Below are 13,073 nucleotides of genomic sequence, written 5' to 3'. Positions count from 1 at the left end.
TATTAAAATAAAATGACTACACCATCCTCTCTTTTTGAAATATTATAATTATAAGAATTCAAATCCTCTCTTGCACTTTCACTTTTCCCTAAATTTTGGCGGGGCCGGGGGCTATAGAGTGGGTAATCGCATATATAAAATTTAATTTTTTTATTATAAGATTGATAAAAATGAAGCTATTCACATATTAAAATGATGTTAATAGAATAAATGGAGTAATAATACTGTTATGGCTGGAGTAATTTCTGGTTTTTATATCTCTTAATTTATTACGATCTATAGAAGTTCAGAGGTACTACTTATAATACTGAACAAGGTTCATTGTATAAGTCAATATAGTCTGTATAAATGCTTATTAGAAGTTAGCTACTGCGCACGCAATTACTCCTCCACGAAGTGGAAAGGGTTGGGTGGGCGGGAACAAATAACAGAAGAGCGATGAGCTCACCTAATTAATTAAGTCCTCAACAAAGCTAACTTTAATTGTCCTATAGTTTCGAGTTGTTGCCTTAGATTTTTCTCATAAGCTGTAACCTTTTTAAGCTTCTCTATCTTTAACTGCCACTGTTGTTCCTTATAATTTTGAATTGCTGTATTAAGCACTTTTCTGGTATCATCTATTCTAATAAAAGGTATTACACTTCCAATGATGTAATATTTAAAATACCTTCCTACCTGTAATGTTTGACATAGATAGTATAGTGATTTACGCTGTTCTTCTGTTTCTGTTGTTACAACGAAACAATTTGGTATAGGTTTATGAAGAGCTCTACCACTATTCAAGCCTTTATTTTGGATGTAAAAATGTGGTTGGTTATAGGTTCTACCGATTTTGTGAGATTTGATTGTGTACCTTAGTTCAGTCATCTTGTTGGAATTTAATGGCTCATCTATTTTTTGAGCCGAATTAGAAAAAAGAATGACTGTATTAGTTCCGAGGATTTGTTGTCAAGGTTTCCCTAGAGAACACAACCTGAGTTATAAATATGATTTGAAAACTAATTTTTATAGGTGGAGGTTCTCCAGGGAATTCATCTTGACCTTTACAACAAAATATGCGGCTGGCGAAAGGGAGGAAATTAAATTTGCATACTTTTTATTCGGATCAAAAATTAGTTGAATGAATGTTTAAGATGTTTGAAGTTTTATTAGTTATAAGAGATGCAATGTGAGATTCTAACACTTGTTATATCTTAATGAACTAAATGCAGTATTGTTAGTTAAAAGTTAAAAAACTGAATTATTGTATTTTAAAAAATGTTTATCGTGAAAGAAATATTTTGCGTAAGCGGGAGCTCGCCGCCAGCTCGTTGAACGGAGGGTGTTGTGGCAAGAGCAGGTTGCTTTTTCAGCATAACTGCGTGCCACGACTATGTTGAAAACACAGGGTTGGCGGAGTTTTTGAAGCTGTAGGAAAGACAAGTGTAGATATGTAGAGAAGAATGAAGAGTGCTGTGCACTTCACTTTGGAACTCAATTAATTATCTCTTCATCGATGCTTAAGAGAAATCTAATTACGATACTTATTTAAATTTAAGAAGTGCCAAAACGATGAATGATGAACGGAATATTTACTCTTGTGCGCGTTTGCAATATGTTTTAATTGCGAGTGATAAGGAGTGATTAAATTATATGCAAAATGGATGCTATCAAAAACTGTGACAACCCGATAAGCCCGCAGTGAGCAGCAGGCGAGCGCAAATTATTAAGCAGCGGTTTCACCCAATAAAAAGACTTGCGCAGCATATCATTAAAGGGTTTGGGTGAAAAAGTAGCTGCGGGTGAGGAATGAGCGTGCGTGTGAAAAAAAATAAACAAATAGCCCGTGCGAGGATGTTTCACCGCAGTAGGGCTATTGTGGTATATGCAAGGGAATTTCCAATGTATTTATTTGAAACTATATAAACCTAAAATTTCTAAAATAGTACAATCACTCTAATTCCCTTGCAGATATATTTTTTGTAACAAAGCTAAGGGAATGAAGAACTCCTTATTCCCTGCACGAATGTCTGCACCTTGTTCTGCAGCTCTTTATGAAAATGAATCAAAAAAGCGCAAAGGCAAAAATTAAGTGCTTTTTTCAAGCTCTTAATGTGAGGAATTGGAAGCTTTATGTAATGTAGAGTTAACGGAATGGAATAATGCTGGAGATTGTTGATCAGCTAACATTGTTTAACAAGTATTTCATTCAAACTTTTTTTTATTAAAATTAATCTTCAAATAAAAAAGAAAAAAGAATGCTTTCAATCGTTTTAATATCTACAATTGTATTTACGTTTGTGCTCTCTATTTCATCCTTTAATTTAGTTAATAAAATAACTTTAGTTTTATAAATGTGAGGATGAATAACTCTAGGAATTTCTTTTTCAAACTCTCTTTTTAAATCAGCTTTAAAATTGTCTGTTTGATTTTCAAAGGCTGCAATTACTATTTCTCTCATAATTATTTTGTTTAATACTTATTATATAAATCTTTTTAAATATTCAATATTTACATTATTTTCTTCAACATCTAAAACTAGATTTAAACCTATAAATTCACTTTCTGAATCTTCTATTTTTATTTCAATAGTTGGTATGGATAAATCATATTTTTTATTAATTACGTTTATAATTTCATTAAGATCGCTTCCTATTAAAATATTATTTTCTGATATGTAATTAATTTGCTTGATTCCTAATTCAATCAATGTGTTTTTTAGATCAGCGCATTCTGGAAATTTTATTTTTTTAAATATCATCCCTAGATTATCAATATATCTAATATAAGAATTACAATTAATGTAGTTTGAAAATGGATTCGATGTTTTATCCAAAAGACAATTGAAATCCGAGCTATAAGGTTGAAACAAATAATTAAAATTAAATGTTTTATTCATTTGTAAAACCTGTATTGTAACATAACCACCAACGGTATTTTTAACCCCTAGTACATTTTCTGTTTTGTTAGATATATCAAGGGTTTTGCCCAATGTTATAAGTTTTAAAATAGCATTATTAATTAAAAATAAATTATCTAGTAAACTTTCAGTTAAATTATATTTTCCGATTAGTTCGTAAATTATATTTGTTACTAAATCATCCTTTAAACTATTAAAGGGTTCATTGAAAAGATACTGGGAATTAGATATTTCCAATCTTTTCAAATCTTTATGACAACCATTATTTGATATAGCGTTAAGCTCTAAATCATCATTTTCTTTTTTAATATATATTAATGTTGCATCAATTTTTTCACGACCAATAAGAAACCTACTTGCGCCATCTAATTTATTTTCAACTTCTCTGGGATTAATACAATTGATTAAATTTTCATATTCATTAATATAGTTTGCAATACCGTTATCTCCAACAGAAAACCAGCTCCATTTTCCAAGAATACCAGTCATAAAGTTTGGATAATAATATTTAAGCTTAATTTGAGTACTCAACCTGTCTTTTTCATCTCTATCAAGTCCTGTGGTTGTAAGCTGCGTGTCTCCAGCAATTATACCATATTCAGGAGTTATACATCCAATAATTAATGTCATAGTTGATTTAATTTAATATTTCCATTCGATATGTCTGAATGGCAACCTGTTTAATTCATCCCGATAGAATTCCCATTTAGGCATAAATTCATCCATAAAATTTATAAAGCGTTGATTGTGATTTCTTTCTAATAAATGTACTAGTTCGTGCACTATAATATATTCTAAACATTCTAATGGTTTTCTTGCCAATTCAAGGTTTAGCCAAATACGCTTTGCTTCTATATTACAAGTGCCCCATTTTGTTTTCATTCTTTTTATTCCAAACTCGTTTGATTTAACTCCAATTTTCTTTTCCCATTTAGATATTATTGGAGGAATGATTTCTTTTAATTGACTACGATACCACTCTGCAATTATTTCTTCTCTTTTTTCAGTAGTTGTATTTTCTTTAATATACAGCTCTATTCGGCTGTGTTTTAAAATAATTTTTGGTGTGCTATTACATTCGATTATTTTTAATAAGTATCTTTTTCCTAAAAAATAATGACTTTCTCTATTGATGTATTCTCTTGGTGCCTCACGTGGTTGGCTTCTTATAATTTCTTGTTGTTTTTTTATCCATTGCAATTTTGAAATAGCAAATACTCTAATTGTATCCAAACTCATTTGTTCCGGCGCAGCAATTGTAACTTTACCTATTGGTGGATGAATGCTCAAATGAATATTTTTTATATCCTTTTGTACAACGTCTATAGTAATATTTCCAAGTTGAATTTGAGACATTAATATTCTTTTTGTTCTTTAATTAGATTGAAAAGCTTTTCTACTTGTTCGTGATCATTAGTAACCATATATAATGCATACTTTATTTCTTGCTCTTTTGCAGAATTACCACGCCAACCATCTTTTTTGGTTTCTCTTACAACCTCATCTACAACTAATGCCATTCCTTCACTATTTAGGAAGCTGTATAAAGCTCTTAATGCAGGTGTTTTTAGAATATCAGGTGTATCATCTGTTTTACCTGCATTGGCTTGTTTTGCAAGTATGGCTATCTTTTTTAAATATTCCTCGTAACTAATTGCATCTTCCTTACGCTCTATAATTAAGGCTTCCAAAAGTTTTGACATTTTCTCGAAAAATGCAGGATTTGTTAAGCGCTCATTTATTATTTTACTTCTAATATTATTTTCAATAGCTTCTGCAACTGCTCCTCTGTTTTTTCTAATTCCACTACCTAATGAACTTATAGCATCTGCGATACCTGAGTTTTCAATTATTTCCAATAAAGACATATCACCAAAAGGGGAAATGTTTTCAGGATCTTCTGCTTGGATATAAGTATCCAATAAATGACGCATATCTGCTTCATACGATTTTAAATCTATTGTTTCACCACTTGCTTGTTTGATTTCCTGACGTAATTTTGCATAAAAATCAATATCCGTATTGATTTTAGTAATTTCACTTGTGGAATAGCCTAAATTATCAATATCATCAGCAATATTAGCATAGGCACGTACTAGTGAAACAGTATTTCTGTATAATGCAATTCTTTGAGGTTCTCTTGATTTTAAATCGTCTTCAATTTCAGTATTTCCACAGAAGTATTGGATATATTCCAACGTGCCTTTAGGTGGTTTTACAGGCTCACACAATAAGGCCAATTCTTCTAGAGCACCTTCCAGTCTTTCCTTTCCAGCTTTCAAACGATCTTTTAATAATACATTAATATCATCTGCATTGAAATTATCGGCATCTAGTTCTGATGTATATACTGCCATTGCATCACCTAATGGTTGAAAAAGGTTTTGATAATCTACTATATAGCCAAATTCTTTATCATCAGTATCTAAACGATTTACCCTACATATTGCTTGGAATAAGCCGTGATCTTGCATTTTTTTATCGAGATATATGTATGTACAAGTTGGCGCATTAAAACCTACTAACAATTTTGAAACTACTATAAGTAATTTCATATTGGCTGGTTCTTTTTGAAATTTTAGTTTTGCCCAATCTTCATAACTTTCTGTTTTTGTTTTATTTGGTTGAACTTTAATATCTTTTAACAGTTCTTCGTATAAATTATAAATGGCTTCTTTATCGGTTTCAGTATTCGCCCCAATATCTTCAGTTGTGATGTCATTTTTATTAGGACTATAGGATGTTATAACTGCACATTGATTTTTAAAACCTGTTTTTTGAAATAATGTATAGTACTTACACGCATCATTTATGGAACTTGTAACCAATATTGCATTTCCACACTCTGAACTTAGTCTAGGTTTGGTGCCAAAATCAAAAATAATATCTTTTACAATTTTATCCATTCGAGATTGGCTGCTCAATAAATGCTGCATCGTACCCCATTTCTTTTTAAGGGCAAACTTTTGAAAGTCATTTAAACCTTTCGTTTTAGCTTCAAACCATTCATCTATTTTCTTTTGTGAAGTGATTTTTTGGTCAATATCACGAGGGTCATACATTAAATCTAAAATAACTTTGTCAATAACGGCTTCATTAAATTTATAGGTATGAATGTATTTTCCAAAAACTTCTAAACTAGATTTTTTATCAGCTTTAAGCAACGGAGTTCCCGTAAAACCAATGAAAACTGCATTAGGCAACATCGCTTTCATTGCACGGTTTAATTTGCCTCCGTGCGTTCTATGGCATTCATCAATAAAAACAAAAAGTTCACCAATTACATCTATTGGATTTTGTATAAGATCTTCAATATATTTATTGAAATTAGTAACATCTTTTTTGCCAAATTTATGGATTAAAGAGCATAATAGTCTTGGTGATGGCTCACCTAATTGTGACATTAAATCTTTTCCGCTTTTTGTTCTATATATTGTTTCGCCTGCATCTTCAAAAACACCTTGTATTTGTTTGTCTAACTCAGTACGATCAGTTAAAACTACAACTCTTGCTTTTGGATTATTTGCTAGAATCCATTTAGCTAAGAGTACCATAATAATACTTTTCCCACTACCTTGTGTATGCCACAGAATTCCGCTTTCATAACGGTTTATAAATTTCTGAGCTTCCTTTATACCAAAATATTGATTTACTCTTGGAACTTTTTTAACACCTCCATCAAACAGCACAAAATTATATATCAACTCAATAAATCTCTCTTTAGAGCACATTTTAAGTAAATATTTATCTAACAATAATCTGCTGTTATCTTCAATATCTTCTTTCCAGTTTAAATAATATTTTTCTGGTGTGTTTATAGTCCCATAACGCAAGCCTTCACTATCATTACCGGCAAAGATAAATTGTACAGTTGTAAAAAAAGGTTGGATAAAACGGTCTTGTTGATTGGTAATGTTTTGGCGAATTCCTTCTCCAATATCAACAATTCCCCTTTTTAATTCAATAACACCTAAAGCGATACCATTTACGTAAATTACAATATCTGGTCTTTTTGTAAGATTCCCTGTTATAGTTACTTCTTCTGCAATTGCAAAATCATTATCAGAAAAATCACTCCAATTTATCAGTTTTATAGTTTCATAATTTTCACCAACATTTGCCTTCACTTTTACACCGTACCTAAGAGATTGGTACACATTTTTATTTGTTGTATATAGACTATCGTTAAAATTAATTGAGGTCCTTTTTAATTCATAAATTGCTTTATTAATTTGGGTTTGACTATATCCTTTACGAACTAAATAATTTGAAAGAAATTCTTCTTCAATGTTACTATTTTTTGGTCTCTCTGTCCAATCACCTAAATAATTGTAGCTTAATTCTTCTTTAAAAAGTTTAATAACTCTTTTTTGAGTTTCTTTTTCACGTTGCCCAATAGTATCCATACCTATAAATTTTTAAAGGAGCTAAGTAATTTATTTAAAACACTTGCTATATCTGATTCAGTTGAGAATATAGAATAATAGCCTTCTCCATCATCATCCTTTAGATTATTTAAATTTAAAATTTCATCTACTTTTTTATTCAACTCATTCTCACCTGTATCAAAAAACACTAGTTCATATAGTTTTTTTAGAGGATCATACTTGATGTGTATTTCAAAATTATCTCCTTCATATTTCCAATCAGAAATAACAATACAAGGCCAGTCTTCATCTTTATTTGAATAGAAATAAAAAGAACTTTTAAAAGGAACTGTCTCTTTTTTATTCACATATTTATAAAAAAAGCTATGAGAATAATATTCACTATGCATCCCATTCATACGCTCTTTAGACAATAAAAATATTCTGTCTTCATTTATAAATCGAATGTAATTTTTAGGCCCTAAATAATCCAATAACTCAGGTATATCAATAAAGTTTCTTCTCCAATCAGTAACCGAAGATATTGAATCTTTTATAATGGTTCTTAAACTGTTTTCAATTTCGTTTTCATCAAAATTAGCATCATCAAATACTTGTTTTATATAATCTCTGCGAAATCCTTTATCATAAGGGATTACTCTGCTACCTCCATCAAATAATAATCTTTTCCAACTTATATCTCTATCGAAATCTATTAAAAAGCTAATATTACTACCTTCTGACAATAAATAGTTTCCTTTTGTTAATAAGGCTCTACGCCATAAATTATCTTTAAATTTAATTAATCCATTTTCGTCAAAAATAGTTGTTGCTTTTTTTGCATAATTTTGAAAAGATTTAAAATACAAATCATTATCAACACCAGACCAATTGCAATCTTTATTATTATTGTGATAATCTGAAATACCTGAAAAATACAATAAAAAGCTAATTTGACCTTTAAAATAATTATGTTGTTCCATTTTTAAAATGGCACTTTCCCATTTATCATCTTGAATAAGAAGCGCTTTTATTTCTTCTTCAATTAGTTGTTGATTATTAAATCCTTCTATTTTTGAACCACTTATTAAATGTGCAAGAATGTTATTACTAAATGGTAACAATTTAGAAATACCCTTAATGGATCTTATAAATTCCCTTTCACTATTATAAATTGTATTTTCAGATAAATTATGAATTACACGCATCCATTCTAACAAACCCTTGTCTGATTTCCAAAATATTAAATATTGACAATAGGCGTAAAATTGAACTCTTTGTGTAAAATTATCAAAATCATTTTCAATTGCTTTTTTGAAAATAGCTTGTTCGTCGTAGTAAAAAGAACCATTTAAAAATGTTTTGATAGGATTATTACCATTCTTAATGCTATCCAGCAATTCAATAAACTGAATAATAAAAGTTTCATCAAAACCTGCTAAGTTTTTATATTGTTGAAATGAAATAGTCGTATTTTTTTTATCCCTATCTATTAAAAACTTAACATTGTTTTCTGATGAATGTTTCGCATAATGATTTACTATAGTTGCTCTTAATAAATTCATTATTTTATCATCAAACACATATTTTTCATTGCGGTAATTCCAAAACAAATTAGACCAATCTGTGTCAATTTTAAAAGAAAAATATTCTTGAACTGGAACATCTTTTTCTACTCCATTATGTTCTAATTTATATACTGGTGGATCCGTAAAATTTGTCCTAGCTATTAATTGTTCAAATTTGGCTTTAAAGTTTTCAAATGGTGTAAGTGGTTTACCTCTTGCATTCATTTTAATATATAAATCATCCGTAAGTTTAAATTCATTTAAATTTAAAAATTGAAACGTTATAACTGGATTGTCAACACTTATTAATCTTTCAAAAAAATTGGAAGCATTTTTAAATTTTTCGTGAATGGTATCTAGCATAACCAACATAGATTTAATAGTTGGATCGCTTTCCCAAGATAAATAATACCATCCACAGTCTTGGATGGTTTTAGATATATTATTTTTTTTGTCTTTATCGGAAGGTAGTAAGTTATCTAAATCGATGTTGCTATTGATTAATGCATCACAAAACTCCTTTGAACTTGTTCGAGTTTCATACGTGAATTTAGATTTATTATCAATGGAGAGATTTTTACGAAATAAATCAATTTCACCATCTTTATTTGCCAAATACCAATGCAACAAGAAAAGAGTTGTTAATCTTTGTTGGCCATCTAACGGAATAAATTTGGTGTCGTTCTCATTATTTTCGTTTAATAAACTACCATAAACAAAGTCTAAATCCCTGTGTTTTTTATTTTCTTCTAAATAATTATATAATGCATCTATAAATAGATTTCTAATTTCAGAAGTTGAATTTCTACCTTGCGCATAATCTCTTTGGATTATTGGAATTTCAATTTGATATTTCTTTTCATTGAAAAGTTGGAAAAAAGTTAATCTTTCACCAGATTGCGTTTGTATTTCGTTTGTGCTCATATTAGTCTTTTTGATCTGGTAAATAAATTTTTAGTGTATCTTCAATTGCAGTTAAATAATCATTTGCATCCGTATTTTTCCAATACATAATTTCATCTAATTTTTTACTGTATGATTTTAAAAAAACATTTTTTGTACATAGAGGAATAAAAGTACCAGTCATATCATTTTCAAGAATTGTTTTACGCTTAATAGGGAACATTGCGTTTTTATAACTTCTATTTGTTCTGGCATCTAATAGGGCTAAATTTGAAATGCTATCAATATCATCAGGTTCTTTATCTTCCTTAAAATATTCAACTAATTCAGTATATAAATCATTAAACTCAACATCTATAATTCTATCTGCTTCACTAACTTGCAATAATCTTATTGCAAACTTTTTAATATTATCCACCAAAGAATTATCAATTATTGCTTGCTGTTTGTCTTTCGTTTTTTCACCGGTAAAATATTCTAGGATATCACGAGCCCAATCTTTTCTTGAATTACCAGTAATAGATTTATCTGTTTGAGAACGAATATGTTCGATATCCCAATTTTCTGTTTCATACCTATCAAAAGGGAAACGCATATTGGAATCTTTGTTGCTTACAATAGTTTGAATATTAAATAGTAATAATATTGTTTTAACCAATGGATTTTTATAATTTAAATCCTTTATTTTACATTTTACTTTCTTTCTAATTTCCTTTTTTAAATACTTTTTAAACTCTGTTTTAGTTTTGCTTTCGGCTTCTAATTTTATAGTTTTAATATCGCTATTTGTTGCAATTAAAAAACCAACTAAATGGTATAATTCTCTATTTTTATACCATTCTTCAAAAGTTAAAAAATACTTTTTTATCTCTAGCCATAAATTATCTATATCTGGAACGTCTTTATTATTTGCTTTACTTTCCTCAAAAGCATCATTAAATTTATAAAACGTACATAATTTTTCATCTTCAACTTTCTTATCTTTCATTAAATCAAAAATGTATTCAATGCGTGTATCGTATTTAAAATGATTTGAAGTATTGTAAATGAAATACCAAAAAGAATCATCTTGTAACGTGTTTTCAATTTTATCCCATTCGGAAGCAATTTGTAATTGACGTAATCTGATTTTATCTTCGCTTTCTTTCTTGAAATTCCCTTTTCTAAGAAATAAAGCTTTTACTAACTCAGCATTTGTTAATGGAATTTTTCCCATATTTAAACGCGTGAAAATATCAATAGAATCCGAACCATCATTTACTTCATACCATATCACTTTGGTTTGATTTATTAAAATAGGGTAGAATAAATTTTTAGTTGCAGCATTGGATTTTTCCTTTTCCAAAAACCAATCAGAGATTGTAATAAAAGCTTGATTAATGTGATGATAATCTACGTTTTTAGCAGCTAACGAAGTGTCTTTTATATTTTTTAAAAATTGTTCACTATCGTTGCGAGTTTGATATTTTAAATTAAATATTGGTTTTGGCGTTTTGAATTCCGTTTCATTAAAATAATATAGAATAATTAAAATTGTGGTTAATCTTTGTTGACCATCAATTACTTCCCAATAATCTTTTTCATTTTCTTTGTAATTTTTAACAGCTATAGGTTGTAAACAATAAAAAGGGGCTTCTTTACCAGCTTCTTGAGTTGGTTGATTTTCTTTGAATTCCCATAAATCATTTAATAATGCAGTTACCTGTTCTGATGTCCATCTATAACCTCTTTGATATGAAGGGATGTAAAAATTATATCCTAAAACATCATTAATAGCTTTTAATTCAATGTTATTTTTACTCATATTTTAGATACTTTAAAAAATGTATTGGGTTTTGTTATGTAATACGATTGAAAGCCAGAATTTTGACATTCTTGCTCCCAAATGTTTTGAATTATTTCGCTTCTATTGTAGATGTCATTCATTCCTTTTTCCCAACTTGTCCAAATATTACCATTAATTCTACCTTCCTTATGCCAATAATATTCCTCCGCACAGATATTAAAAAAATCGACAATAACACCTTCATTTTCTGATTGTTTTGTTTGACTTAATTCATTCCATTGCTCAACACTTAATTTTGATATTACATCTAATTTATTGTTGATTTTATCATAGCGTTCATTAAATTCAGCGAATAATTCTTTAAGCATTCTATCTGTTTCCATTTTCTTAGAGTGGTTTTGATAACGTGTCGTTAACCAAATTGCAATCACAGATATAAATAATGGTGCTAAATCTTTTAAAGCATCAATTATAAATATTAAGCATTCTTTCATACCAATTTTATTTACTATATTAAATATTATACAATTCTCTATACCACGTAATCCAACTATCAATTTCTTTGTCTTTTACAATTAATGCTTTATCAATAACATCTTTGGAAGTAAATGATGAGAATTTTGAGTTATTATCGACTAAATTTTTGTAGGCATTTATAGAAGCATCTAAAGAATGATTATCTGGATGATGCACTACTGAAAAGTCCACATTTTTAAAATTATTTGTTTTATCATCTTCAATGGCAAAACCTAATAGTTGATTTCTCCATAATTGATTCATCCCATTTTGAAAAGGACAGCTTAAATTATTGTTATTATTTACAAAGAAATCTTTATGATTTTCTGTAATGTTCCAATAGTTATAGTTGCTACCACTATGGTAATAACAGGTCTCTTTATTTTCTGTAATTTCGGAAAAAGTTTTAGTGCAATTGTGTACTGGTTTTTTACCTTTACTTGTAGCACCTCCACATACAGAAAATTCAGCTTCAGTTAATTTGTGCTCAATTAACCATAAACACAACTCATTACTTTGGTTGTAATACGCAATTGCAATGTCACTATCAGTACCTGCAATGGCCGAATGATCTCCTAATAAGCCTTTTTCTTTATTACTGTTGCCATCCCAATATTCTATACGAAATCCTTTGTACAATTCTGCAACTGCTAATTCTTTAAAATCTGGCTTTAATAATTTTAGAATTTCATTTGCTTTAGGTGATAATAATATTGGTACAAACAAATTTACATTGGCAGCTTGTGAGCTTGCCATATGATTAAAATGCGTATGTAACTTAAAAGGAAATTTATTTAAATGTTGCAATACATCTGCTAATACTGATGGATAAATTATTGGGTAATTATCTTGAACTTCTTCTGGTAAAATGGCATCGTATTCTAAAAAGGTATTTCTATACTTGTATAAACCTACTTTTTTTGTGATGTATTTCCATTTATAGTTGATGAGGTGAACATATAGTTCTTTCTGAAAATTATTTAATTCATTTGGAAGTTTATACGCTTTGTTGTTTATGGTTTCAATTTTCATAG

General features: G+C 29.0%; 9 protein-coding genes. All 9 read right to left on the bottom strand.

Annotated features, from left to right (window positions below):
• Positions 1 to 456 precede the first annotated feature (456 nt).
• On the bottom strand, positions 457 to 867 hold the full coding sequence (locus BM335_RS10660; RefSeq protein ID WP_143102417.1) for a DUF6943 family protein: 411 nt from the start codon (positions 865 to 867) through the stop codon (positions 457 to 459).
• A 1,342-nt stretch (positions 868 to 2,209) separates the two neighbouring features.
• Positions 2,210 to 2,440: a hypothetical protein gene (locus BM335_RS10655; RefSeq protein ID WP_090226955.1), complete on the bottom strand. Its 231-nt coding sequence runs from the start codon at positions 2,438 to 2,440 to the stop codon at positions 2,210 to 2,212.
• 21 nt (positions 2,441 to 2,461) lie between these two features.
• A complete protein-coding gene (locus tag BM335_RS10650) occupies positions 2,462 to 3,529 on the bottom strand; it encodes a hypothetical protein (RefSeq protein ID WP_090226952.1) in 1,068 nt (355 codons plus the stop codon).
• Between the two features lie 12 nt (positions 3,530 to 3,541).
• Positions 3,542 to 4,255 carry a M48 family metallopeptidase gene (locus tag BM335_RS10645; protein WP_090226948.1) on the bottom strand — a complete coding sequence of 238 codons (714 nt, stop codon included), beginning with the start codon at positions 4,253 to 4,255 and terminating at the stop codon, positions 3,542 to 3,544.
• A complete protein-coding gene (locus BM335_RS10640; protein WP_090226944.1) occupies positions 4,255 to 7,305 on the bottom strand; it encodes a type I restriction endonuclease subunit R in 3,051 nt (1,016 codons plus the stop codon). Before BM335_RS10640 ends, BM335_RS10645 begins: the two co-directional genes overlap by 1 nt.
• A 2-nt stretch (positions 7,306 to 7,307) precedes the next feature.
• Positions 7,308 to 9,758: a DUF262 domain-containing protein gene (locus BM335_RS10635; protein WP_090226940.1), complete on the bottom strand. Its 2,451-nt coding sequence runs from the start codon at positions 9,756 to 9,758 to the stop codon at positions 7,308 to 7,310.
• Between the two features lies 1 nt (position 9,759).
• Positions 9,760 to 11,541: a DUF262 domain-containing protein gene (locus tag BM335_RS10630; RefSeq protein WP_090226937.1), complete on the bottom strand. Its 1,782-nt coding sequence runs from the start codon at positions 11,539 to 11,541 to the stop codon at positions 9,760 to 9,762.
• A complete protein-coding gene (locus BM335_RS10625; protein WP_143102416.1) occupies positions 11,538 to 12,017 on the bottom strand; it encodes a hypothetical protein in 480 nt (159 codons plus the stop codon). The genes BM335_RS10630 and BM335_RS10625 overlap by 4 nt, the downstream gene beginning before the upstream one ends.
• A 19-nt stretch (positions 12,018 to 12,036) precedes the next feature.
• Positions 12,037 to 13,071, bottom strand: a complete 1,035-nt coding sequence (locus BM335_RS10620; protein ID WP_090226930.1) for a PGN_0703 family putative restriction endonuclease — start codon at positions 13,069 to 13,071, stop codon at positions 12,037 to 12,039.
• Between the last annotated feature and the right edge of the window lie 2 nt (positions 13,072 to 13,073).

Source organism: Lutibacter maritimus (assembly GCF_900116115.1).
Lineage (GTDB): Bacteria > Bacteroidota > Bacteroidia > Flavobacteriales > Flavobacteriaceae > Lutibacter > Lutibacter maritimus.
Note: the sequence above shows the minus strand (reverse complement) of the source record. Positions and strands in the feature narration are given on the sequence as shown.